This window comes from Actinomycetes bacterium, from assembly GCA_024222295.1.
GTDB lineage: Bacteria > Actinomycetota > Acidimicrobiia > Acidimicrobiales > Microtrichaceae > JAAEPF01.
On sequence record JAAEPF010000021.1, the window covers coordinates 72,106 to 96,671 of the forward strand.

Below are 24,566 nucleotides of genomic sequence, written 5' to 3' on the forward strand. Positions count from 1 at the left end.
ATGTCACGCGAACCCCTGTCCGACCAGGGCGGGACGGGCTCGATATTCGCCCCGATCGAAGACGCCGTAGAAGCGATCGGCCGCGGCGAGATCGTGGTCGTCGTCGACGACGAGGACCGTGAGAACGAGGGTGACCTGATCATGGCTGCCGAGTCGGCCACACCGGAGAAGATCGCGTTCTTCGTGCGTCACACATCCGGCGTGATCTGTGCCCCGCTGACCGGTGACCGGCTCGACGAGCTCGAGATACCACTCATGGTGCGCGAGAACACCGAGAGCCACCGCACGGCATTCACCTACACGGTCGACTACGTGCACGACACCACCACGGGCATCTCCGCATCCGACCGCGCGGCCACGCTGACGGCGCTGACCGATCCAGCGACGAAGCCGCTCGACCTCGCGCGGCCCGGCCACATCTTCCCCTTGCGGTACTCCGATGGCGGCGTGCTGAAGCGCGCCGGCCACACCGAGGCCGCGGTCGACCTGGCCCGCCTGGCGGGGCTCTACCCGGCCGGTGTGTTGTGCGAGATCGTCAACGACGACGGAACCATGGCCCGTGTGCCCGACCTGGTCGAGTTCTGCAAGGAACACGACCTGCTGTTGATCAGCATCGCCCAGCTCATCAAGTACAGGCGCCAGAACGAGAAGCTCATCCGGCGCATCGCCGAGGCCCGCATGCCCACCCCATGGGGTGACTTCACCTGCTTCGTGTACGAGTCGGTGCTCGACGGCGAACAGCACGTGGCGTTCGTGAAAGGCGCGGTGCAGGGAGAGGACGACGTGCTGGTGCGCGTGCACTCCGAGTGCCTCACCGGCGACATCTTCCACTCGCTTCGCTGCGACTGCGGGATCCAGTTGCATGCCGCGATGGAGAAGATCGCCGACCGTGGCCTCGGGGCGCTGGTCTACCTGCGCGGCCACGAGGGGCGCGGCATCGGCATCGGCCACAAGATCCGCGCCTACAGCCTCCAGGAGGAGGGCCATGACACCGTGGACGCCAATGTGGAGCTGGGCCTCCCGGTCGACTCGCGTGAGTACGGCATCGGGGCGCAGATCCTCAATGACCTCGGCATCACCACGATGAAGCTGATGACCAACAACCCGCACAAGTACGGCGGGCTGGAAGGGTTCGGTCTCGAGATCACGGGCCGCGAGGGGCTGGAGACGGTACCCAACCCGGAGAACATCGAGTACCTGCGCACCAAGCGCGAGCGCATGGGTCACATGATCGAGGGGCTGGACGACTGATGGCCGACAACGTGCGAGCATCCGGGGCCCCCGCAGTCGAGCTGGATGGCAGCGGAGTGCGCCTCGCGATCGTGTGCGGCCGCTTCAATGACCACGTCACCATGCGGCTGCTCGAGGGGGCGCGGCGGGGTGCCGCCGAGCTGGGTGTGCCCAGTGAGTCGGTCACCGAGGAGTGGGTCCCCGGTGCCTTCGAGATCCCGTTTGCCGCCAAGGCCATCGCGGAATCCGGTCGGGTCGACGCCGTGGTCTGCCTCGGTGCGGTGATCCGCGGGGAGACCAGCCACTACGACTTCGTGGCGGGGGAGTGCGCACGCGGGATCCAGGACGTGCAGCTCGCAGTCGGCTTGCCCGTTGTGTTCGGTGTGCTCACGACCGAGGACCTCGCCCAGGCCGAGGCCCGATCGGCCGGCCCGGGCGAGCACAACGTGGGCGAGGAGTGCGCCCAGACCGCCGTCGAGATGGTCGCGCTCCAGGGCCGCTGGGCCTGAGCGGGCCCTCCGGGTCAGCCCCAGCCGTCCGCCGCGGCGGCGAACGCGCAGACCACCCCAAGCGCGGTTGCCGCGTTGAGCGAGTCGACCCCCGGCTGCATCGGGATCCGCACACGGTGGCTGGCGCTACTGATGGCCTCGTCGGTGAGTCCTGGTCCCTCCGCGCCGACGGCGAGGGCCACAGGTGGGGCCAGCAGGCCGGTGTCTGCGGCCTCGTCCACCGGCGTCGAGTCTTCGGCCGGGGTGAGCGCGACCGTGGTGAACCCGGCTCGCCGGGCCTCATCGAGCAGTGGTTCACCCGGCTGCAGCCTGGCGAAGGGGATCACGGTCGACCAGCCCAGTGACACCCTCACGCATCGCCGGTAGAGCGGGTCGGCACACGCGTCGTCGACCAGCACGGCGTCGAACCCGAGCGCTGCCGCCACACGGAACGCGGCGCCCACGTTCTCGAGGTCGGTCAGCGCTTCGAGCACGACCAGCCTCCGCGCCCGCGCCAGCAGCTCGGCGGGGTCCGTCGGCTCGGGTCGCACGGCGCTGGCGAGCACGCCCCGGTGAACATCGAACCCGGACACTTCCTCTATCAACGGCCGCGGTGATACGAGCAGGTCGACGGCCTGTGGCAGAGACTCGCACATGGCGAGGACCCGGTCTGCCTTCGCCGGCGAAACGAGCACCGAGCGGATCTGCAGTGGCCCCTGAAGGGCGCGATGCAGCGCAAGCGTCCCCTCGATCACCACGTGGCCGAGCTCGTCCTCCCGCACCCGTCGGCCCGTCATCGCCCGCAGGTCACGGAAGTCGTCGAGGCGCGGGTCGGAGGCGTCGTCGACCTCGATTCGGCGCGGGCCCATCTGCACGCCGACAGTATGGGGGCACGAAACGGGCTTAGGCCCAAAGGGCGTCCTCCATTACCCTCGTCGGTCGTGCTGAAGCTCGTACTCCCCAAGGGCTCGCTCGAGCGGGCCACCATGGACCTGTTCGACGCGGCAGACCTCCCGGTCAACCGGGCCTCGAGCGTCGCCTACTCGGCGACGATCGACGATCCGCGCATCGACAGCGTGCGGATCCTGCGGCCCCAGGAGATCCCCACCTACGTGGCCGACGGCCTCTTCGACCTCGGAATAACCGGCCGCGACTGGGTCGAGGAAACCGGGTCGGACGTGGTGAGCCTCGGCGAGCTCAAGTACTCCAAGGCCACCTCGCGGCCGATCCGCGTGGTGCTGGCCGTTCCCCGGGACGCGCCCTGGCAGGCCACCGAGGACCTTCCGCCCGGTGTGCGCGTGTCCACCGAGTACATGGAGCTCACGAAGCGCTACTTCGAGTCCCGCGGCGTGGATGCCGACCTGCGGCTGTCCTACGGGGCAACCGAGGCGAAGGTGCCGGACATCGTCGACTGTGTGGTCGACATCACCGAGACCGGCAATGCCCTGCGCGCCGCTGGCCTGCGGATCCTCGATGAGATCCTGGTCAGCTACACCGAGCTGGTTGCCAACCGCGAGGCCTGGGAGGACCCGGCCCGTCGCCACGCGATGGAACAGGTCCTCACCCTGTTGTCAGGTGTTCTCGAGGCCCGGGGCAAGGTGCTGGTGAAGCTCAACGTGACCAAGGGCCAGCTGGACGCGGTGATCGGCGTGCTGCCCGCCATGAAGACCCCGACGGTCAATGAGCTGTACGGGGGAGAGGGCTACGCGGTCGAGACCGTGGTGCCGAAGAACGAGATCAACATCCTGATCCCTGCGCTCAAGGACGCCGGAGCAACCGACCTGATCGAGTTGCCGCTGTCCAAGATCGTCCACTGAGGCCATCGCCATGTCGGTCCAGCAGCGGCTCACCCGGTTCGGCACGGTGACCGAGTTCGACGAACCCATGGGCCTGGGTGTGGTCACCGACGAAGCCGGAGTCGAGCACCCGTTTCACTGCACCGCGATCGCGGATGGCAGCCGCGACATCGCCGTGGGCACGCCCGTGAGCTTCCGCCTCGCGCCCGCCCGTGGCGGCCGTCACGAGGCCGTCGACCTGCAACCCCGCTGACCCTGTCCGCGCCGGGCCGGTCGCCCCTCCGCGGGCTGGGTCAGCCGGCCTCGTGCGTTTCCTTGACCTGCACGAAGAGCATCTGGAGCTGGCCGAGGGCCTCGGTGAGGGGCTGCTCGGCGTCACCGAGACGGTCACCGAGGGTTTCGAGGGTGGCCCGGAAAGCCTCGATGACGGTGGCGGCCTCACCGAAGGCCGGAGGATCGCTCTCGAGGTAGATCGTGGTGAGGTCGAACAGCCGCATGAGGTGGTTGGCAAGCATTTCGGCAGCTGGCGTGTTGGCCACCTCGCGGCGCACCCGCATCATTTCCTCCAGCTCGGCGGCGAGCTGGCCACGCTCTTCGTCGTCGAGGGAATCGATGTCGACGCCGAGGGCTGCCGCGGCGGCCCGCAGGGTGTCGGCCGATGGGTCGCCGGAGCTGCCTGCACCCGCTCCGCCGGCTTCCGGGGGCGCGGAGGGGTCCGGCTCCCTTGGTACCTCGTGTTCGCCGTCGGGAGTCCATAGGGAGCCCATGTGGTGCCGTGCCTTTCGCTGTGAGGGGATGCAGGCTGGTACGGTAGTGCCCTCAACCGAGCAAGCGGGCTCCCGCCCCTCCCGGCCACGTCCCCACAAGGACACGGTGCGTCCGGGATCCATGGAACTTCCGGCTGCTGCCGGATATCCGGCGGGTGCCTGTGCACCCGCCCGTTTCGTTTTCGGGCAAGGACGCACGCAAGGTTGGGCGGCAGCGGCCGACCCGGCCGCTGCGGCACGACGAGGCGCCGTTCAGGGAAGGACACCCTTTGTGACTAGGAGACAGCCATAGCTTCCAGAGCTGACGAGACCAGGATCAACGACAGGATCAGGGCCCGCGAGGTGCGCCTGATCGCCGCGGACGGCGAACAGCTGGGCATCCGTCCGCTGCCGGAGGCACTGTCGATGGCCCGGGCTGCCGACCTCGATCTCGTGGAGGTGGCCGCCCAGGCGAGTCCACCGGTCTGCAAGATCATGGACCATGCCAAGTTCCGCTACGAGGAGCAGCAGCGGGCCAAGGAATCCCGCAAGAAGGCGACCAACATCACGGTCAAGGAGATGAAGTACCGCCCCAAGATCTCCGGCGGCGACTTCGACACCAAGACCCGCAAGGTCGCCCAGTTCCTGGGCGAAGGCCACAAGGTCAAGGTCACGATCATGTTCCGGGGCCGCGAGATGCAGCACCCCGAACTCGGCCGCAGGATCCTGGACCGGGTCGCAGACGACGTCGAGCACCTCGGCAAGGTCGAGGTGGTCCCCAAGCAGGACGGCCGCAACATGGTCATGGTGCTCGGTCCTGACAAGAAGGCCCAAGCCGAATACCGAAAGAAACTGGAGTCCGGCGAACTCGACGAAGACGATGAGCAGACCGGCACGGTCTGACTCACCGAGACGAGAGGTAGAACATGCCAAAGATGAAGACGCACTCCGGTGCGAAGAAGCGCTACAAGGTGACCGGCACGGGCAAGATCATGCGCCGCAGCGGAAACCGCAACCACATTCTGGAGAAGAAGTCCTCCAAGCGGAAGCGCCGCCTTGCCGGCGATTCCGAGATCACCGGCGGTCAGCGCGACACCGCGCGGCGCCAGCTCGGGATCTGAACCACGCGGCGCACAGGCGCCGCCCTGCCGCCGGCGCACCCAGCACGATGTTGCTGGCGACGTCGGCACCCAGCACTGCAAGACGAACGACGAAGGGAACGAACAGATGGCACGCGTGAAGCGCAGCGTCCACGCAAAGAAGAAGCGCCGCGAGGTACTCGACAAGGCCTCCGGCTACTACGGCAACCGCTCCAGGAGCTTCCGCTCGGCCAACGAGGCCGTCATGCACGCCGGCAACTACGCATTCCGCGACAGGCGAGCCCGCAAGGGTGAGATGCGCCGGCTGTGGATCCAGCGGATCAACGCAGCCGCCCGTACCCACGGCATGAGCTACAGCCGCATGATCAGTGGACTCAAGACCGCTGGTGTCGAGGTGGATCGCAAGGTGCTGGCCGACCTGGCTGTCACCGACGACACGGCCTTTGCCGCCCTCGTCGAGGTTGCCCGCGCCGCAGGCGGCTCCGAGAAGGCTGCCAGCTGAACGCACTGCGGCCATCGGCCCAAGCCCTGCAGAGACTGCGGCGCCTCTCGAGGCGCCGCAGTTCGCGTCGCAGCGAGGGCTGCTACCTGCTCGACGGCCCCGTTCTCGTGGCCGAGGCCCTCGACGCCGGCGTCGGAATCGACGGGGTCTACGCGGAGCCCGGCGCGGACGAGGCCCTGTTGCGCCGCTGCACGGAGGCCGGCCTGGAGGTCGTGCCAGTCGCCGAGGGAGCGCTGCGCAAGGTACTCGACCTCGTCAGCCCACAGGCGATCGTGGCGGTGGTGCGCCAGGCGCCCGCCACGCTTGCGGCGGTGTTGGCGGACTCGCTCGAGCGTCGGTGCCCGGTCATCGTGCTCGTGGGGCTCCAGGACCCGGGCAATGCGGGCACGTTGATCAGGGTGGCCGAGGCCAGTGGTTGCGCTGGGGTCGTGCTCACGGAGGGCTGTGTGGACGTCTGGAACCCCAAGGTCGTCCGGGCTTCGGCAGGGTCCGTGCTGCGCGTTCCGGTGGTCGAGGGAGCGGAGGTCCCGGGTTTGCTGGAGGCCGTGCGGTCCGCAGGCCTGAGCACCGCCGGCACCGTGGTCGCCGACGGGTTGCCGCCCGAGTCCCAGGACCTGGCCGGTGCGGTCGCGGTGCTCGTGGGCTCCGAGGCCCACGGGTTGTCCGACTATGTGCAGTCGGCGATCGACGTGCGCCTCATGATCCCCATGGAGGGAGAGGTCGAATCGCTCAACGCTGCAGTTGCCGGCTCCCTGGTGGCCTTCGAGGCCGCACGCCAGCGTCGCGTCGGCGGTGGGGATCAGGCAATCAACTGAGGCCGACGCACGACGATCGGGCAGAATGGCTCGACGAACACCTGGACCGGGCAAGAGATGAGCGATCAGGACGAAGCAACGGACAACGCGACGGCCACGGAGGCGGCCACCGTGGCCAGCGATGGCCTCGCTGCCGTGGCAGCGGCGGTGGACCTCGGTGAGTTGGCGTCTCTGGACTCCGAGCTGCTGGGCAAGAAGTCGCGCCTGTCGACGCTGAAGGCTGGCCTCAAGGACGCCACGCCAGACGAGCGCAAGGTGATCGGGCGGGCGCTCAACGAGGCCCGCAAGTCCCTCGAGTCGGCAATCGCCGGGCGTCGTTCCGAGTTGGCCGACGCGGCCCGCATGGAGAAGCTGCGAGGGGAGCACCTCGACCTGACCGAATCGCTCGGAAGGGCTGCTCCCGGGCACCTGCACCCGATCACCCAGACATGGCAGCGCCTCGAGGACGTCTTCGTGGGCATGGGCTTCACGGTCGAGGACGGCCCAGAGATCGAGACCGACTGGTTCAACTTCGAGGCGCTCAACCTGCCAAGGGCACACCCCGCACGGTCGTTGTGGGACACGCTCTACGTGGACACCTCCGAGGCCGACGCGGTCGGCGATGACCAGGTGGTGCTGCGCACCCACACGTCACCGGTACAGGTGCGCACAATGCTGCGGGCCGCACGAGATGGGGACGGCCCGCCGATCTACGTGGTCTGCCCGGGTCGCGTGTACCGGCGCGACACCGCCGATGCCACCCACCTTCCGGTCTTCCACCAGATCGAGGGGTTGGTGGTCGACCGTGGGATCTCGCTCGGTGACCTCGCCGGCACGATCGAGGAGTTCACCCACGCCTACTTCGGTGAGTCGCTCACCAGCCGCCTGCGCCCCTCCTACTTCCCGTTCACCGAGCCATCGGCCGAGGTCGACATCTCCCAGCCGGACGGTTCGTGGCTGGAGGTGGGTGGCTGCGGGATGGTGCATCCCAACGTGCTTCGCTACTGCGGGCTCGACCCCGAGGAGTGGTCGGGTTTCGCGTTCGGCTTCGGCATCGACCGGTTGGCCTTCATACGCCACGGGATCTCCGATCTGCGTGACCTGGTGACAAACGACATGCGATTCCTGGAGCAGTTCTGATGAGGGTGCCGCTTTCGTGGCTGCAGGAGTTCGTGCCGGTCGAGGTCGGTGCCGAGGAGCTTTCGGAGACGTTCGCCGACCTCGGCTTCGAGGTGGACGGGGTCGAGCACGTCGGTGAGGGCCTCGACGGAATCGTGGTCGCCCGCGTGCTCGAGACTGCGCCGCATCCCGACGCCGACCGGATCCAGCTGGTGCAGGTGGACCGTGGCGACGGCGAGGCGCTGCAGGTCTGCTGTGGTGCGTTCAACATGTCGGCGGGCGACCTCGTGCCTCTCGCCACCGTGGGCACGACGATGCCCAACGGCATGGAGATCGCCGCCCGCAAGATGCGGGGCGAGATGAGCAACGGGATGCTCTGCTCGGCCTCGGAGATCGGTCTGGGCGATGACCAGTCGGGGATCCTGGTGCTCGACGCCGCCCTGGAGCTCGGCACACCCGTACAGGACGCGTTGGGCATCTCGGCCGATGTGGTGTTCGACCTCGACGTGCTGCCCAACCGCCCGGACGCGCTGAGCATCCTGGGTGTGGCCCGTGACCTCGCCGCCCGCCTCGACCTGCCGCTCACGGTTCCAGATCCGCAGGTGCCGGAGCAGGGGCCCGATGCCGCAGGCATGGCCGATGTGGAGATCGTCGATCCCACCTTGTGCGGACGATTCGTGGTCCGTGTGCTGTCTGGAGTGACGACGCAGGACTCGCCCGCCTGGATGGCCCAGCGCCTGCTGGCAGCGGGCATGCGCCCGATCAACGGCGTGGTCGACGTGTCCAACTACGTGATGCTCGAGCTCGGCCAGCCGAACCACACCTACGACCTCGCGAAGGTTGCCGGTGCCCGCCTCGGCGTGCGGCGGGCCAGGCCGGGAGAGCAGATCGAGACCCTGGATGGCGTCGAGCGAACCCTCGAGGAGGCCGACGGTGTGATCGTCGACGGCGACGACGTGCCCGTGGGCATCGCCGGCGTCATGGGTGGCGCCTCCACCGAGATCTCTGCTGACACCACCGATGTGCTGCTGGAGATGGCCTGGTGGGACCCGATGGCGATCGCGGCCACGAGTGCCCGGCACAACCTGCACTCCGAGGCCTCGCTGCGCTTCAAGCGCGGGGCCGATCCCGAGGTGGCCGAGATGGCTGCGCGTCGGTTCGCGCAACTGCTGGCCGATGTGTGCGGCGCCACCCTTCACCCGGGCGTGGTGGACGAGCGGGGCGACCTGCCGTCGGGTGACCCGGTGGTGGTGCGGCCGGACCGCGTCAACCTGATCCTCGGCACGGACCTGTCCGTTGGCGAGATCACCGAGTTGATCGAGCCGATCGGCTTCGTAGCGTCCGAGCTCGACGGGCAGTTGTCGGTAGCCATTCCCTCCTGGCGGATCGACTCCACCTCGGAGATCGACGTGATCGAGGAGGTCGGCCGCATGTACGGCCTGTCGCGGATCGCGAAGACCGTGCCGACTTCACCCAAGGGTGGCCACCTGTCCGAGCCTCAGCGACGCAGGCGTGCAATCCGCTCGGCCTTCGTGGGTGCGGGCCTGTCCGAGGCCATGCCGATGCCGTTCCTCGCTCCAGGCGACCTGGAGCGCTGCGGGCTGGACCCCGGCGGGCTCAAGCTGGCCAATCCGCTCGCCGCCGAGGAGTCCGTGCTGCGCACTTCGCCACGGCCCGGGCTGCTGTCGTCTGTCGCCTACAACGCAGCGAGGCGCACGACGGGTGTCCGCCTTTTCGAGATCGGGCGGCTGTTCGGCCCCGGCGAACTGGTGGTCGACGTGGAGCGTTCCGCGGGCCTCGGCCGGGTGTTGGCCGGCGAGCGCGAGTTCGCGGCTGCAGTGCTGGCCGGAGCGGAGGCTTCTGAAGCCGTCGAGTTGCTGGAGCTCGTGCTGGATGCAGCGGGTGCGGGCCCGGTGGTGCTGCGCGCCGAGGAGTTGGCGGGCATGCATCCGGGCAGGGGGGCGGTGGTCGAGGTTGCCGGCGTCGACATCGGCGCGGTCGGCGAGATCGACCCGGCAGTGGCCGAGGCGTGTGGCATCGACGAGCGGGTTGCGCTCGTCGAGCTCGACCTGGACCACCTGCTGGCCATGCCGGAGTCGGTCACCACTGCACAGCCCGTGAGCCGGTTCCCGTCGAGTGACGTGGACTTCGCGTTCGTGGTCGACGAGGTGGTGCCGGCGGCCTCGGTGGCAACCACGATCCGAGCAACCGGGGGCGACCTGGTCTCCGATGTCGAGCTGTTCGACGTGTTCCGCGCGGATTCGCTGGGCGAGGGCCGCCGTTCGCTCGCCTACCGGGTGCGCTTCTGTGCAGTGGACCGAACGCTGACCGACTCAGAAGTGGGTGAGCTGCGGTCGTCGATCATCGACGCGGTGGAGCAGACCCACGCCGCGTCGCTGAGGGAGTAGGACCACCGGCCCGGCGGGCTCCGGGGCATGTCTTGGGCGGAATGCATGAGTATGCGCTACAGTGCATGCCCATGACCGCGATCGGAATCATAGGAGCATCGGGCTACACCGGGGCCGAGCTGCTGCGCCTGTGCGCGGGTCATCCCGACCTCGAGGTGGTGTTCGCCACCGGTGACTCCCAGGCCGGCACCGAGATCGCTGCGCTCTACCCGAGCCTTGCCGCCGCGTATCCGGGTCGGCAGTTCGACCAGTGGGACCCCGCCCTGCTCGGGCAGGTCCAGGCGGTGTTCCTCGGATTGCCCCACGGCGCGTCACAGGCCCTCATGCCCACCGTGTTGGAGGCGGGCGTGAAGGTCGTCGACCTCGGGGCCGATTTCCGGCTCGCCGACCCGGCCGCCTACGAGCAGTGGTACGGCGAGGCGCACACATGCCCCGAACTGCTTGGCCGCTTTGCCTACGGGCTGGCGGAACTCAACCGCTCCGACATCGTGGCGGCGGACGCCGTCGCCAATCCCGGGTGCTACCCGACAGCTGCCAGCCTCGCCATGGCCCCCCTGGTCCGCGCCGGGCTGGTCGAGACCGCAGGCATCGTGGTCAACGCCGTGTCGGGCGTGTCGGGCGCGGGTCGGCCCCCGAAGCCCAACACCACGTTCTGTGCCGTTGACGAGGATGTGAGCGCCTACGGCCTGCTCAGCCACCGTCACACCGCCGAGATGGACATGAACCTCGACGCCACGGTGCTGTTCACGCCACACCTGGTGCCGATGAACAGGGGCATCCTGGCCACATGCACCGCCCGTCCTGCGACGGGTGGAATCGAAACCGACACGGTCATGGGCGCGATAGCCGACTTCTATGCCGACGAGCCATTCGTGGTCGTCTCCGACCGGTCGCCGTCGACCAAGGCCACGCTCGGCACCAACGCCGTGCACCTGACCGCCCGCTATGACGAGCGGACCTCCACGGTGCTCGCCATCGGCGCAATCGACAACCTTGGCAAGGGCGCCTCGTCGGCCGCGGTTCAGAACATGAACCTGCTGCTGGGCCTCGACGAGTCCACCGGCCTCACAACAGCAGGGCTGTACCCATGAGCGCGCCAGGCAGTTCCGAACACGTCGATCCCCGCAAGGATCCGGCAGTGGCGGTCGACGTGCTGCTGCAGGCACTGCCGTACATCGAGCGGTTCAGGGGCTCGGTGGTCGTCGTGAAGTTCGGCGGCAACGCCATGACCAGCCCCGACCTGTTCGACAGCTTCGCCTCCGACATCGTGTGGATGCACCGCGTCGGCATGCGGCCCGTCGTGGTGCATGGCGGCGGCCCGCAGATCGGCGAGTGGATGCAACGCCTCGGGCGCGAGTCCACCTTCGTGGAGGGTCGCCGCGTAACCGACGCGGAGACGCTGGAAGTCGCCCAGATGGTGCTGATCGGCAAGGTCAACTCCGACATCGTCACTGCGCTCAACGCCAACGGCCCGGTGGCCGTGGGTCTGTCGGGGACCGACGCGTCGATGCTCAAGGCCGAGGCGCATGACCCCGAACTCGGCTACGTGGGTGCGGTCACCGAGGTGCACCCCGCTCTGATCGAGCGCACGCTCTCGATGGACCTGGTACCGGTGCTTGCCACCATCGGAGTCGATGACGAGGGCCAGACCTACAACATCAACGCGGATGACGCCGCCACGGCCGTGGCGCGCACGCTGGGCGCCGAGAAGCTGATGTTCCTCACCGACGTGCCGGGCCTGCTGGCCGACGCCGACGATCCCGACTCGCTGGTGCCCAGGGTGGACCCCGACGGGATCCGGGCGATGGTGTCGGACGGGTCGATCTCGGAGGGGATGGTCCCGAAGATGGCTGGCTGTGCCGAAGCTGTCGAGTCCGGTGTCGGTTCCGTGCACCTGATCGACGGCAGGCTGCCACACGTGTTGCTGCTCGAGCTGTTCACAGACGCCGGCGTGGGCACAATGGTCGAGCGGGCGGCACAGGACGGTGGGGAGGTGCAGCGGCCATGACCAGCCACCTGATGCCGACCTACCCGGAGCCGCAGGTCACGTTCGTGCGCGGCGAGGGCAGCCACCTCTTCGACGATGCAGGCAACGAGTACCTCGACCTGCTCAGCGGCCTTGCGGTGACTTCGCTCGGCCACGCCCATCCGGCGGTGGCCGAGGCCCTCTCGACGCAGGCACGCAAGCTGCTGCATGTGTCCAATCTCTACGGCACCGAGCACAACGAGGTCGTGGCCGCCACGCTCGACCGTCTGCTGGGCGGCGACGGGCAGGTCTTCTTCTCGAATTCGGGCGCCGAGGCCAATGAGGCTGCCATCAAGTTGGCCCGGCGATTCGGAGGACGGGGCCGCCATGTGGTCCTGAGCGCATTCGGCAGCTTCCACGGCCGCACGCTGGCCACCCTGCACGCCACCGGGCAGCCGGCCAAGCACGAGACCTTCCAGCCGCTGCCGGAGGGTTTCCGGCATGCGGCCTGGATGGACAGCGCGGACCTGGAGCGTCAGCTCGACGACACGGTCGCCGCGGTGCTGCTCGAAGCCGTGCAGGGTGAAGGCGGGGTCAACCCGGCCTCAGCGGAGTACCTGCACGAGGTGCGGGCCCTGTGCGATGAACGCGGGGTGTTGCTCATGTTCGACGAGGTCCAGACGGGCCTTGGTCGATGCGGGGCGTGGTTCGCCCACCAGCGCAGCGGGGTGAAGCCCGACGTGGTCACGATGGCCAAGGCGCTCGGCAACGGCGTGCCGATCGGTGCCTGCTGGGCGAGGCGGGACGTGGCGGGTGTGTTCGAGCCCGGCGACCACGCCACCACCTTCGGCGGCCAGCCGCTGGCCGCATCAGCTGCGCGGGCGGTGCTTGACGTGATGGAGGCAGAGGACGTGCCGACGCGTGCGGAGCGTGCCGGTGGCCGCATCACCGATGCGCTCACCGGTTCACCCGGCGTTGCAGCGGTGCGTGGTGCGGGGCTGTTGCTGGCGGTTGAGCTCGACCTGCCCGAGGGGCGGCTGGCGGGCGACGTTGCCGCCGATCTGCTCGCCGGCAAGCACGGCACACGGGTCGTGGTCAACGCGGTCACGCCCACGGCGCTGCGGCTCGCCCCCAGCCTGCTGATCAGCGACGACGAGATCGATGCAGGGGTTGGCGCCATCTGCAGTGCCGCCGCTACTGGCGGGAAGGCGGCCTGATGGCTTCCAAGGCGCAACGCCAGCACCGCATCGCCGACATGCTCGCGGAGAACGAGGTCGCCAGCCAGGCCCACCTGGTGGAACTGCTCGGCGACGCCGGCGTCAGCGTCAACCAGGCGACGGTGTCGCGCGACCTCGAGGAGCTCGGCGCCATCAAGGTGCGCGTGCCGGGCGGAGAAACCGTGTACGCGATTCCCGAGCTGCCACGGTCCCAGGTCGCACCGGTGGACCATCTGCGGCGGGTGTTGTCGGACTGGGTGGTCGAGGGCGACCGCTCGGGTGACCTGGTGGTACTCGGCACGCCGCCGGGCTCCGCGCACGTGGTGGCCTCCGCGATCGACCGCAACGGCCTGACGCACGTGCTCGGCACCGTCGCGGGTGACGACACCATTCTTGTGATCGCCGCGTCCCGCAAGGGCGCCGCGGTCCTGTCGCGCCTGCGTGAGTTGGCAGGACTCCAGTGAGGCGCGACGCTGCACCGGGGCTCTTGTAGCCCATACCGAAAGGATTTCCCCGAAATGGCGAAGCGAGTTGTGCTGGCGTACTCAGGAGGCCTCGACACCTCCGTGGCAGTGCGCTGGATGATCGAGAACATGGGTGTCGAGGTCGTTTGCCTCTCCGCCGACGTTGGCCAGGAGGGCACGCTCGAGGGCAACCGTGAAAAGGCCCTCGGTGCCGGCGCCATCGCGTACGAGGAGCTCGACCTGCGCGAGGAGTTCGCTCGCGACTTCATCGCTCCGCTCATCAAGGCCAACGCCCTCTACGAGCAGCAGTACCCCCTGGTGTCGGCGTTGAGTCGTCCGCTCATCGTGAAGCACCAGGTCGAGATGGCCCGCAAGTACGACGCCGACGGCATTGCACACGGCTGCACCGGCAAGGGCAACGACCAGGTGCGCTTCGAGGTGTCGTCGATGGCCCTCGCGCCAGAGCTCGAACTTCTCGCACCGGTGCGGAACTGGGGCTTCACCCGCGAGGACTCGATCAACTATGCGGCGGAGCACGGCATCCCGGTGGGGGCCACCAAGGAGAAGCTGTACTCCATCGACGACAACCTGTGGGGCCGTGCCATCGAGTGCGGTGAGATGGAGGATCCCTGGGCCGAGCCGCCAGAGGGGGTCTGGGAGATGACGAAGCAGACCGCTACCGAGCCGACGGACCTGGTGCTGGCCTTCGAGCGCGGTGTCCCGGTGGCGGTGGACGGCGAGGCCATGCCCCTGCACGAACTCATCGCAGCGGTCAACCAGAGAGTCGGCTCCTATGGCTGGGGTCGGCTCGACATGGTCGAGAACCGCCGCGTGGGCATCAAGAGCCGCGAGACCTATGAGGCGCCGGGCGGACTCGCGATCATGCTGGCCCACGCCGACCTCGAGTCGATCACGCTCGAGCGCGACCTGCAGCGCGAGAAGTTCCGCATGGAGCACCGTTATGCCGAGTTGGTCTACGACGGCCTGTGGTTCTCGCCGCTGAAGGAGGCCTACGACGCGTTCGTGGACGCCTCACAGGAGCCGGTGACAGGTGAGGTGCGGCTGCACCTGGAGCCCGGCCAGTGCTACGTGACCGGGCGTCGCGCACCGAAATCGCTCTACGACTACGGCCTCGCCACCTACGACGCAGCCGACAGGTTCCGCCATGCCGACTCAGAGGGCTTCGTTCGTCTCTGGGGGTTGGGTGTGCAGACCTGGTCGGGCATCCAGGGGCCGGGGTCCAAGTGAGCGACGACGACCCCCGGGGTCACCTGTGGCACGGCAGGTTCGAATCCGCACCTGCGGCGGAACTCATCGAGTTCACCGAGAGCCTGTCCTATGACCAGAGGCTGATCTTCTCGGACATCGCCTGTTCCAAGGCCCACGCGCGCGGGCTTCACAATGCGGGTCTGCTGGATGAGGCCGAACTCGGCGAGGTGCTCGGTGGCCTCGACGCGGTCGAGATGGAGTTCCGCGACGGATCGCTGCAGTTCGTCGACTCCGACGAGGACATCCACACGGCGATCGAGCGCCGGGTCACGGAGCTGGTGGGCTCCGCGGGCGGGAAGATCCACACGGGCCGCTCGCGCAACGACCAGGTGGCAACGGCATTCCGCCACCACTTGCGCAGCGAGATCGACATGATTGCGTCGCGGGTGCTCGATCTGGTGGGGATCCTGGCGGACCGGGCCGACGAGGCGGGCGCAGCAGAGGGAGCAGGGCCCGACGGCCAGCCGCTGTACCTGCCTGGCTATACCCACCTGCAGCAGGCGCAGCCCGTCCTGCTGGCCCACCACCTGATGGCCCATGCCTGGGCGCTGCTGCGCGACCTGGATCGGCTGGCCGACTGCCGGGGTCGCGTCGACGTGTCGCCGCTGGGCGCCGGAGCGCTGGCAGGTTCGTCGCTCCCGCTGGACCCCGACGACGTGGCCGCCAGAGCGGGCTTCGCCGCCAGGTTCGAAAATTCCCTCGATGCCACATCCGACCGCGACTTCGTGGCCGAGACGCTGTTCGTGCTCACGATGGTGGGGCTGCACCTGTCGCGCATGGGCGAAGAAGTGGTGCTCTGGACCAGCGACGAGTTCGGCTTCGCCAGGCTCGACGACGCGTTCGCAACTGGTTCGTCGATGCTCCCGCAGAAGAAGAATCCCGATATCGCCGAACTCGCACGCGGCAAGGCGGGGCGGATCATCGGTGACCTCACCGGGCTGTTGGCCACGATGAAGTCCCTGCCGCTGGCCTACAACCGTGACCTCCAGGAGGACAAGGAGCCGCTGTTCGACGCGCTCGACACCGTGCGCCTCGGCCTGGGTGCCATGGCCGGCCTCTACCGCACAATCCAATTCAACGGCAACGCGATGGCGGCGGCCGCCGACTCGCCCAACTCGGCGGCGACCGACCTCGCCGAGATGCTGGTGTCCGACGGAGTGCCGTTTCGCGAGGCGCATGCAACCGTCGGCACGCTCGTGCGCCGCTCGCTCGACGAGGGCGTGGCGCTGTCGGACCTGGTGGCCGCAGAGCCGCACCTCGGTGCACGGGCGGTGGAGCTCTTCCAGCCGGGGGCTGTGGTGCGGCGGCGCACCACGCCCGGCGGTGCTGGACCCAAGCCGGTGGCCGACCAGCGGGCCCGGCTGGCCCGAGCCGTCGAGGCCGAAGTGGCCCGCTGGGACCGGTCGTGACCGACGAACTGGAGCCGCTGGCCGAAGTGGCCCGGTTCACCAAGGACATCGAGATCCGCTACGTCGAGTGCGACCAGCAGGGGATCGTCTACAACGCCCACTACCTCACGTTCGTGGACTTCGCGCTCGATCACTGGGTGCGCTCGCTGCCCGTTGAGGGAGCCGGGGAGTCACCTTGGGTGACCACCTGGGACGTGATGCTCAAGCGGGCCTCGATCGACTGGCACGGCCCCGCCCGCTGGCCCGAGACGCTCAGCGTGCACTGCGGTGTGAGCCGCTGGGGCCGCACCAGCTTCGACGTGTCCTACCGCCTGAGGGTGGGGGACCGGCGGGTGGCGGACCTGGTGATCACGTACGTGTCGGTCGACAGCGCCACCCACGAACCGATGGTCACCCCGCCCGAGGTGGTCGTGGCGATGGGTGAGACAGTGATGGTGCCCACAGGCCTCGTGGGCCATCACTGAGCCGGGTGGGTAGCGGCGCAGCCTTGGGTGCCTCCGGCGTGCAGGATCGGCAGCCAATTCCGCGCACGGCGCTTGCAGGTCACGCGACGGAGGTGGCTCCACGGCTGTTGGGCGCGACCCTGTGCGTCGGGCGGCGTTGTGGGCGGGTGGTCGAGGTGGAGGCCTATGGCGGCGCGGACGACCCGGCCAGCCATGCCTACCAGGGCCGCACGGAGCGCAACGAGTCGATGTTCGGCCGGCCCGGCACCCTCTACTGCTACCGGTCCTATGGGATTCACACGTGCGCCAACCTCGCCACGGGAGCGGAGGGGGAGGGCCAAGCCGTCCTACTGCGTGCGATCGAGCCGGTTGGCGGCATCGAGTCGATGTGGCAGGACCGCCCGGCTGCACGTCGGGAGCGGGACCTGGCCAACGGGCCCGGCAAGCTGTGCGAGGCTCTCGGCATCGGCCTGCAACACGACGGCCTCGACGTGTGCGACCCGCGCTCGGCGGTGGCCCTGCTCGCAGCCGCCGGGCCGGTGCAACACGTGGCGACCGGGCCGAGGGTAGGGATCTCGCGGGCCACGCACCGACCGTGGCGCTTCTGGGTGCATGGAAGCGAGTATGTGTCGAGATGACTGACTTCGAGTTCATGGGTGCCGACGATCCCCGCCTGGCTCCCAGCCGTGACCCGCAGCGCTCGCGTGTGCGCCTGCAAGAAGCGGTCCTGCCCGACGACCGGGTGTTCGCCGACCGTGACCGGGTCGTCAGGCTGCTCGACGAGCACGGAGAGGCGCTTGCCGACCGCACCACGGCGCCGGGCCACCTCACGGGATCGGCGCTGGTCGTCGACGCAAGGGGTGAGCGGGTGTTGCTGCTCATGCACGCCAAGCTGCGACGGTGGCTGCAGCCCGGTGGACATGCAGACGGCGACCACGAGCTCGCGGGTGTTGCGCTGAAGGAAGCCTCCGAGGAGACCGGGATCGACGGCCTCGAGGTGATGGTGCCGGCAGTGGACGTCGACATCCACGAGGTCGATCACGGCGACGACCTCGGCAACCACCTTCATCTGGACGTGCGCTACGTGGTGGTCGCGCCGCCGGATGCGGTCGAGTCGGGCAACCACGAATCCCTCGAACTGCGCTGGGTGACTCCCGACGAGCTGGCGGACCTTGCTGACGAAGAAGGGATCATCCGCCTCGCCGCTGCGGGCCTGGAGGCGTTCAGCCGACGTCGCCGGGGGTCTCACACGAAGTCATCCGGTTGACCGCTGCGAAGCTGTCGATCGCACGTGAGAGCTGTTTCTCGGCCTTCGTAGTCTCTGTGAATCGGGCCTCGGGGTCATCTCGCAGCCGTGCTGCGTAGCCTTCACGGTCCCCGATGTGGACCTCCCAGTCATCCAGCCACTCGTTGACCGCCTCGCTCGCCTCGCGCGGCTCACCGGGGGCCAGTGGTCGCAGTTCGGCGACCATCGCCGCCAGGATCGCGTTGGCCTCGTCGACCACGTCTGCGCGCTCGGTTGCCGTGACGGCCGTCTGGGCGGTGGGGAGTGCGTCCACTTGTTCGACCGCAGCGGCACACACCACTTCGGCCTCGGTCGGGAAGGTCTTGTCTTCCAGCTCATCGATGAGCAGGCCCGGGTCATAGAGGAACAGGATCCAGATCCACATCGCGAACGAGCCGATCGTGAACAGCGCCACGAGCACGAACACCGCTCGGCGGCGTGGCCGACTGGCGGTGGATTGCTCGGGTTCGGGTGTGGCTATGGGTGTCTCTGGCACCTGGCACTCAGTCCTCTGGCGTGGCTGCCGCAGTGGTCGTGGTCGTCGGAGGTGCTGGCTCCGGCGCATAGTCCAGTACGACGGCACCGTCAGGCGCCAACTCACCGATCGCGGGCGAAGTCGCCCACACCTGTCCACCCTCGTATGGCACCCCGGCAGGCGACAGCGTGCCCTCGGGCGGTGCAACCAGTCGGGTCGTGACTTCGAAGCCGAGCGCCTCGAGTTCCTCGACGGCCTGTCCGGTCCCGTATCCGCGCACATCGGGAATCGGCGTGCGTGAGGCGGGCGATCCCTTCGTGACCTCCAGCCAGACGGTGCTGCCGGGTGTCATCTCCGCGCCCGACGGCGGCGACTGCACGACCGTGCGCCCCGGCATTGCCTCTTCGCCGAGGTCGACGATCGCCACCTCCACCGCGAACCCTGCCCTGCGCAGCGATGCCGTGGCGTTGCGTTCGATCATGTTCACCACATCGGGCACACGAGCGGTGCGGGTACGGGCTTGCTCGAGGGGGTCGAGGATGTCAGGCGGGGAGGGCGAGGTGGTCGTGGTGGTGGGTGGCGGCAGCGGTGCGTTGAGCGGATCCTGTGGAAGTCCGTCCATCGCCAGCGTCATGAACTCCGCCCAGATCTCAGCCGGGTACTCACCGCCCCAGACGGTCCTGGGTGTGTTGGGTGGTCGCAGGGGCACCAGCCCCAGCTGCCCGTTGGACCTCGGCCTGGGCTCGCTGAAGCCGACCCACACCGCTGTGGCGAGCTGGTGGGTGAACCCGGTGAACCAGGCGTCGCTGTTGTCCTGGGCGGACCCCGTCTTGCCGCCCGCCGGCCAGTCGATGGCGGCCTTCTTGCCCGTTCCACCCTCGATGACGAGCGGGAGGATGCCATTGACGACGCGCGACACTTCGGGCTCCAGCACCTTGGCCTGGGCGTGTTCATGTTCGTAGAGCACCGTGCCGTCGGCTCGCTCCACCTTGGTCACGTAGACCGGTGGCACGTGCACGCCGCCATTGGCGAAGGTCGCGTATACCGATGCCATGTCACGCACGGTTGCGTTGTAGGCACCCAGCACCATCGACGGGGCAGTGCCGATCTGGGTGCTGGTGATGCCCAGTTGGGTCGCCATCTCGGCGGAGTCCTCCGGGCCGACATCGGGGTCGAGCACGATGCCGGCGTAGCAGGTGTTGGAGGACGCCTGGGTGCACTGCGCCATGTTGGCCCGCCCGAGTCCGCCGCCGCCCTTGACGCTCCAGGGCTCGCCACCGGGGATTCTGAAGGTCTTGCCCGACGGCGAGTCGTAGACCCTGTCGAGCGGGACGCCGTTGGACAGGGCGGTGGCCAGCACGATCGGCTTGAATGCCGAGCCGGTGGACCGGCCCGAGCCCTCAGCGAGGTTGAGCTTGGCGTAGGGATGCTCGCCCCAGAAATCGCGGCCGCCGACCATCGCTCGTATGTACCCGGTGGCTGGGTCGATCGTGGTGAGGGCTGCATCGGGGATCTTCGGGTTGGATCCCATGTTCGGCAGGACCTCGTTGATGGCGGCCTCCGCCTTGGCCTGCATGTCCAGGTCGATCGTCGTGGTGATCGTGAGCCCGCCGCGCAGCAGGTTGTTGTAGCGCTCGGCCTGGTTGTCGCCGATCGCATCTGATTCGTGCAGCAGCCAGCGTTTCACTTCCTCCACGAAGTGGGCGGCCGGATATCGCACCTGTTCGGGGGAATCGACCTCGTCGACGACCCCGAGGGGCTCGGCTGAGGCGGAGGCTTCCTGCTCCGGGGAGATGTAGCCCTCCTCCTCCATGCGTGCGAGCACCAGATTGCGCCGGCTGGTCGAGTTCTCCGGGTTGATCCGCGGATCCCAGCGGGTGGGGGACTGCACCGCTCCGGCAAGCAGGGCCGACTGGGCCAGCGTCAGCTGTGATGCGGGCACTCCGAAGAAGTCGAGTGCTGCCGCTTGCACGCCATAGGCGCCGGAACCGAAGTAGATCGTGTTGAGGTACTGCTCGAGGATGACTTCCTTGGAGTAGGCGCGTTCCACGGCCATGGCGAGCGCCGCCTCCTCGACCTTGCGGCTGATCGTGCGTTCGTCGTCCAACAGGGCGTTCTTCACGTACTGCTGGGTGATGGTGGAGCCGCCCTGGGAGACCTCGCCGGCCTCGGCATTGGCGTCGGCGGCACGGGCGATCGCCTTCACGTCCACCCCGTTGTGGGTCCAGAACGAGGCGTCCTCGATAGCCACGATGGCCTGCTGCATGGTGACCGGGATGCTCGACAGCGGCACGCTCTGGCGGTTCTCATCCGCGATCGAGGTGATCGGGCGCCCCTGGGAGTCGACTATCAGCGATGGCGCCGCGTTGGGTGGGAACCTCACCGGCGGGCGCTCGTGGGTGTTCGCGCACGCGGCGGCCACGAGGGTGGTCGCGACGACCACTACCGCTGTGAGCCTGCCCTTGCGGCGGCCTCCCGATGCCATCTGTCCATTGTGGCTGCTGGAGCCACGCGTCCCGATGTCACTCCCTGAGCATCTGCTGGGGCGCGAACAAGGTGGACCCGGGCCGATCCGGAGCCTGTACTGTCCGCCGTGCAGCGGCGTGACGCCGCGCCAGTTGCCCGTGTGGCGGACAGCCACTCCAGTCGGAGGAATGACGATGTCGGTGTCGATCGGTGGTGAGGAGCTCTTGGGAGAGCTCGGCGAGCGCGGTCTGGTGCACGACCACACCGACCGCAGCGAGCTGGCCTCCCGGCTGGCATCGCCCACTCCCCTCTATTGCGGCTTCGACCCCACCGCCGACTCGCTGCACATCGGCAACCTCCAGGCCATCATGATGCTGGCCCGGTTCCAGGCAGCGGGGCATCCGCCCTTCGCCCTGGTGGGCGGCGCCACGGGGATGATCGGTGATCCGGGCGGCAAGACCGAGGAGCGCCAGTTCCTCGATGCGGACGTGCTCGACGCCAACCGGGTGGCGATAGGCGCCCAGCTGCAGCGTTTCCTCGACTTCGACGGCGACGCTGCGGCCACCCTGGTCGACAACCGCGACTGGACCGCCGGGGTGGGGGTGCTCGAGTTCCTTCGCGACGTGGGCAAGTACGTCACGGTCAACACGATGATGGCCCGCGACTCGGTCAGGAACCGCCTCACCCGCGAGTCGGGGATCTCGTTCACCGAGTTCTCCTACATGCTCCTGCAGGCCAACGACTTCCTGCACCTGCACGTGGAGCACGGAGTCGACCTGCAGGTGGCCGGATCCGACCAGTGGGGCAACATCGTGACCGGTGTGGACCTGGTGCGTCGGCGCACGGGCGACACCGTGCACGGCCTTACTGCGCCGCTGATCGTGCGCGCCGATGGAACCAAGTTCGGCAAGTCCGAGGGCGACAACGTGTGGCTGTCGGCCGAGCGCACCAGCCCCTACAGGATGTACCAGTACTTCCTCAACGTGGCCGACGACGACGTGGCGCCGCTGATGTTGCGCCTCACCACGGTGTCCGTGCCGGAGTGCCTCGAGGTCGTTGCGGGCCATGAGGCCGCCCCGGAGCGCCGCGCTGGCCAACGCCGTGTGGCCCAGGAGATCACCTCGCTGGTGCACGGCCCAGGCGTGATCGAGGCGATCGAGGCCGCTTCCGCCGTGCTGTTCGGGTCAGCGGTCGAGGAAGCGGCAGCCGAAGCCTTCGAGCTGCTCGACGGGGAGGTGCCGACCACACGGGTCGGCGTGGCGGAGCTGGCCGACACGGACCTGTACGAACTGTTCGTGCGCACCGGGCTGGCCCGGTCGAAGGGCGAGGTGCGAAAGAACGCAGCCGGGCACTACCTCAACCAGGCACCGGTGGCGTCGCTCGAGGAGCCGGCGCTGGGGCAGGTCCACCTGCTGCACGGCCGCTACGTCTTGCTCCGCAAAGGCAAGAACAAGCATCATCTCGTGGTGGTTGAGCCGTGAACGGCGGCCCGGCAGCGGACTCTCAGGATTGTGACAGCCGTCGCAGACTCCGGAGTTGACCCGACTACCGGAAACCCGTAAAGTAACTCTTCGCCTCGCACGGACGGCTGAGCCGCCGGAACGAGGCACGGAACCCCTGAAGTACGGCCCGCAGGCTAAGCCCTGCCGGCGTGCGCAAGTTCCGAGTTGGCATCTCCCAGAGACGCCGGCGCTTCTTGACAACGGAAGACAGGATGCCAAAAGGCGAGTGCGGGAGATCGCGCCGGTTCACCGGTTCGATCACCTGTCAATTCAAAGTAAGTAATGCTTTTTGCACATTCGGACAGATATTCGGGAGCAATCCCGAGCTAGCTGTAAGTCTGTGCCAGTTGGCTGAGGGTTTCGACCCGAAGCCGGCTCTCCTGATCGAAAGGCCAGCGCCCTCGTGGTGTTGGTCCGAGATCTCTGACGGAGAGTTTGATCCTGGCTCAGGACGAACGCTGGCGGCGCGCCTCATACATGCAAGTCGAACGAGATCCATGGGAGCTTGCTCCCGGAAGATCGAGTGGCGAACGGGTGAGTAACACGTGAGAAACCTACCCTGGAGTGGGGAATAACCCGAGGAAACTCGGGCTAATACCGCATACCTTCCGATGACCGCATGGTCGACGGAAGAAAGAATTTCGCTCTGGGAGGGTCTCGCGGCCTATCAGCTAGTTGGCGGGGTAACGGCCCACCAAGGCAACGACGGGTAGCTGGTGTGAGGGAACGATCAGCCACACTGGAACTGAGACACGGTCCAGACTTCTACGGGAGGCAGCAGTAGGGAATCTTGCGCAATGGGCGAAAGCCTGACGCAGCGACGCCGCGTGCGGGATGACAGCCCTAGTGGTTGTAAACCGCTTTCAGCAGGGACGAAAATGACGGTACCTGCAGAAGAAGTCCCGGCTAACTACGTGCCAGCAGCCGCGGTAATACGTAGGGGACAAGCGTTGTCCGGATTCATTGGGCGTAAAGAGCTCGTAGGCGGTTCAGTAAGTTGGGTGTGAAAGCTCCGGGCGCAACCCGGAGAGGCCACTCAATACTGCTGTGACTAGAGTCCAGTAGAGGAGCGTGGAACTCCTGGTGTAGCGGTGAAATGCGCAGATATCAGGAAGAACACCGGCAGCGAAGGCGGCGCTCTGGGCTGGTACTGACGCTGAGGAGCGAAAGCATGGGTAGCAAACAGGATTAGATACCCTGGTAGTCCATGCTGTAAACGATGAGTACTAGCTGTTGGATCTGGTGTAAAAGATTTAGTGGCGCAGCTAACGCATTAAGTACCCCGCCTGGGGAGTACGGCCGCAAGGCTAAAACTCAAAGAAATTGACGGGGGCCCGCACAAGCGGCGGAGCATGTGGATTAATTCGATGCAACGCGAAGAACCTTACCTGGGTTTGACATGCACAGGACGACTGCAGAGATGTGGTTTCCCTTGTGGCCTGTGTGCAGGTGGTGCATGGCTGTCGTCAGCCCGTGTCGTGAGAGGTTGGGTTAAGTCCCGCAATGAGCGCAACCCGTGGCTTATGTTGCCAGCGCGTAGTGGCGGGGACTCGTGAGAGACTGCCGGGGTCAACTCGGAGGAAGGTGGGGATGACGTCAAGTCATCATGCCCCTTATGTCCAGGGCTTCACGCATGCTACAATGGCTGGTACAGAGAGTGGCGAGCCTGTGAGGGTGAGCGAATCTCGGAAAGCCGGTCTCAGTTCGGATTGGGGTCTGCAACTCGACCTCATGAAGTCGGAGTCGCTAGTAATCGCAGATCAGCAACGCTGCGGTGAATACGTTCCCGGGGCTTGTACACACCGCCCGTCAAGTCATGAAAGTTGGTAACACCCGAAGCCGGTGGCCTAACCGTTGTGGGGGAGCCGTCGAAGGTGGGACTGGTGA

24 protein-coding genes and 1 rRNA gene are annotated in these 24,566 nt (G+C 67.7%); 21 read left to right on the top strand and 4 right to left on the bottom strand.

What is annotated here, in order from left to right; all coding sequences use genetic code 11:
- Complete coding sequence (locus GY812_05660; protein MCP4434978.1) at positions 1-1,251, top strand: bifunctional 3,4-dihydroxy-2-butanone-4-phosphate synthase/GTP cyclohydrolase II; 1,251 nt, start codon at positions 1-3, stop codon at positions 1,249-1,251.
- On the top strand, positions 1,251-1,739 hold the full coding sequence (locus tag GY812_05665; GenBank protein ID MCP4434979.1) for a 6,7-dimethyl-8-ribityllumazine synthase: 489 nt from the start codon (positions 1,251-1,253) through the stop codon (positions 1,737-1,739). The genes GY812_05660 and GY812_05665 overlap by 1 nt, the downstream gene beginning before the upstream one ends.
- 14 nt (positions 1,740-1,753) lie before the next feature.
- Here GY812_05665 and GY812_05670 read toward each other — a convergent pair whose 3' ends face one another.
- Positions 1,754-2,587 carry an RNA methyltransferase gene (locus GY812_05670; protein ID MCP4434980.1) on the bottom strand — a complete coding sequence of 278 codons (834 nt, stop codon included), beginning with the start codon at positions 2,585-2,587 and terminating at the stop codon, positions 1,754-1,756.
- Between the two features lie 72 nt (positions 2,588-2,659).
- On the opposite strand from GY812_05670, the gene GY812_05675 reads away from it, so the two are divergent.
- Together GY812_05675 and GY812_05680 are read left to right on the top strand one after the other, a co-directional pair.
- Complete coding sequence (locus tag GY812_05675) at positions 2,660-3,535, top strand: ATP phosphoribosyltransferase (GenBank protein MCP4434981.1); 876 nt, start codon at positions 2,660-2,662, stop codon at positions 3,533-3,535.
- Between the two features lie 10 nt (positions 3,536-3,545).
- Positions 3,546-3,767 (top strand): cold shock domain-containing protein, encoded by a 222-nt coding sequence (locus GY812_05680; protein ID MCP4434982.1) that lies wholly within the window; start codon positions 3,546-3,548, stop codon positions 3,765-3,767.
- Positions 3,768-3,807: 40 nt separating this feature from the next.
- Here GY812_05680 and GY812_05685 read toward each other — a convergent pair whose 3' ends face one another.
- Complete coding sequence (locus GY812_05685) at positions 3,808-4,281, bottom strand: hypothetical protein (GenBank protein ID MCP4434983.1); 474 nt, start codon at positions 4,279-4,281, stop codon at positions 3,808-3,810.
- Between the two features lie 288 nt (positions 4,282-4,569).
- On the opposite strand from GY812_05685, the gene GY812_05690 reads away from it, so the two are divergent.
- From GY812_05690 to GY812_05760, 15 genes are all read left to right on the top strand, one after another.
- Positions 4,570-5,163: a translation initiation factor IF-3 gene (locus tag GY812_05690; protein ID MCP4434984.1), complete on the top strand. Its 594-nt coding sequence runs from the start codon at positions 4,570-4,572 to the stop codon at positions 5,161-5,163.
- Positions 5,164-5,186: 23 nt separating this feature from the next.
- Positions 5,187-5,381 carry a 50S ribosomal protein L35 gene (rpmI, locus tag GY812_05695; protein ID MCP4434985.1) on the top strand — a complete coding sequence of 65 codons (195 nt, stop codon included), beginning with the start codon at positions 5,187-5,189 and terminating at the stop codon, positions 5,379-5,381.
- A 106-nt stretch (positions 5,382-5,487) separates the two neighbouring features.
- Positions 5,488-5,862, top strand: coding sequence for a 50S ribosomal protein L20 (rplT, locus tag GY812_05700; GenBank protein ID MCP4434986.1), 375 nt, complete (start codon positions 5,488-5,490; stop codon positions 5,860-5,862).
- A 107-nt stretch (positions 5,863-5,969) separates the two neighbouring features.
- Positions 5,970-6,677: an RNA methyltransferase gene (locus GY812_05705; protein MCP4434987.1), complete on the top strand. Its 708-nt coding sequence runs from the start codon at positions 5,970-5,972 to the stop codon at positions 6,675-6,677.
- 57 nt (positions 6,678-6,734) lie between these two features.
- The gene (gene pheS, locus GY812_05710) at positions 6,735-7,796 is read left to right on the top strand and encodes a phenylalanine--tRNA ligase subunit alpha (GenBank protein MCP4434988.1); all 1,062 of its coding nucleotides are present in this window, start codon (positions 6,735-6,737) and stop codon (positions 7,794-7,796) included.
- Positions 7,796-10,183: a phenylalanine--tRNA ligase subunit beta gene (locus GY812_05715; protein MCP4434989.1), complete on the top strand. Its 2,388-nt coding sequence runs from the start codon at positions 7,796-7,798 to the stop codon at positions 10,181-10,183. The genes pheS and GY812_05715 overlap by 1 nt, the downstream gene beginning before the upstream one ends.
- A 71-nt stretch (positions 10,184-10,254) precedes the next feature.
- A complete protein-coding gene (locus GY812_05720) occupies positions 10,255-11,274 on the top strand; it encodes an N-acetyl-gamma-glutamyl-phosphate reductase (protein MCP4434990.1) in 1,020 nt (339 codons plus the stop codon).
- Complete coding sequence (gene argB, locus GY812_05725) at positions 11,271-12,191, top strand: acetylglutamate kinase (GenBank protein ID MCP4434991.1); 921 nt, start codon at positions 11,271-11,273, stop codon at positions 12,189-12,191. The genes GY812_05720 and argB overlap by 4 nt, the downstream gene beginning before the upstream one ends.
- Positions 12,188-13,366, top strand: a complete 1,179-nt coding sequence (locus tag GY812_05730) for an acetylornithine/succinylornithine family transaminase (GenBank protein MCP4434992.1) — start codon at positions 12,188-12,190, stop codon at positions 13,364-13,366. The genes argB and GY812_05730 overlap by 4 nt, the downstream gene beginning before the upstream one ends.
- Positions 13,366-13,830 (top strand): arginine repressor, encoded by a 465-nt coding sequence (argR, locus tag GY812_05735; protein ID MCP4434993.1) that lies wholly within the window; start codon positions 13,366-13,368, stop codon positions 13,828-13,830. Before GY812_05730 ends, argR begins: the two co-directional genes overlap by 1 nt.
- Positions 13,831-13,884: 54 nt before the next feature.
- Positions 13,885-15,078 carry an argininosuccinate synthase gene (locus GY812_05740; protein MCP4434994.1) on the top strand — a complete coding sequence of 398 codons (1,194 nt, stop codon included), beginning with the start codon at positions 13,885-13,887 and terminating at the stop codon, positions 15,076-15,078.
- Positions 15,045-16,508 (top strand): argininosuccinate lyase, encoded by a 1,464-nt coding sequence (argH, locus tag GY812_05745; GenBank protein MCP4434995.1) that lies wholly within the window; start codon positions 15,045-15,047, stop codon positions 16,506-16,508. The genes GY812_05740 and argH overlap by 34 nt, the downstream gene beginning before the upstream one ends.
- Entirely contained in the window at positions 16,505-16,972 is a 468-nt protein-coding gene (locus GY812_05750) for a hypothetical protein (protein ID MCP4434996.1), read from the top strand. Before argH ends, GY812_05750 begins: the two co-directional genes overlap by 4 nt.
- A 56-nt stretch (positions 16,973-17,028) precedes the next feature.
- The gene (locus GY812_05755; GenBank protein MCP4434997.1) at positions 17,029-17,589 is read left to right on the top strand and encodes a DNA-3-methyladenine glycosylase; all 561 of its coding nucleotides are present in this window, start codon (positions 17,029-17,031) and stop codon (positions 17,587-17,589) included.
- A gap of 14 nt (positions 17,590-17,603) precedes the next feature.
- A complete protein-coding gene (locus GY812_05760) occupies positions 17,604-18,218 on the top strand; it encodes an NUDIX hydrolase (GenBank protein ID MCP4434998.1) in 615 nt (204 codons plus the stop codon).
- Here the strand turns inward: GY812_05760 and GY812_05765 are convergent.
- Positions 18,175-18,732 (bottom strand): hypothetical protein, encoded by a 558-nt coding sequence (locus tag GY812_05765; GenBank protein MCP4434999.1) that lies wholly within the window; start codon positions 18,730-18,732, stop codon positions 18,175-18,177. The two genes, GY812_05760 and GY812_05765, sit on opposite strands and share 44 nt — an antisense overlap.
- A 7-nt stretch (positions 18,733-18,739) precedes the next feature.
- The gene (locus GY812_05770; protein MCP4435000.1) at positions 18,740-21,196 is read right to left on the bottom strand and encodes a hypothetical protein; all 2,457 of its coding nucleotides are present in this window, start codon (positions 21,194-21,196) and stop codon (positions 18,740-18,742) included.
- Positions 21,197-21,365: 169 nt separating this feature from the next.
- Here GY812_05770 and GY812_05775 point away from each other — a divergent pair, with 169 nt between their 5' ends.
- Both GY812_05775 and GY812_05780 read left to right on the top strand, forming a co-directional pair.
- The gene (locus GY812_05775; protein MCP4435001.1) at positions 21,366-22,658 is read left to right on the top strand and encodes a tyrosine--tRNA ligase; all 1,293 of its coding nucleotides are present in this window, start codon (positions 21,366-21,368) and stop codon (positions 22,656-22,658) included.
- 447 nt (positions 22,659-23,105) lie between these two features.
- Positions 23,106-24,566: ribosomal RNA gene (locus GY812_05780) — 16S ribosomal RNA — on the top strand; the annotation flags it as partial.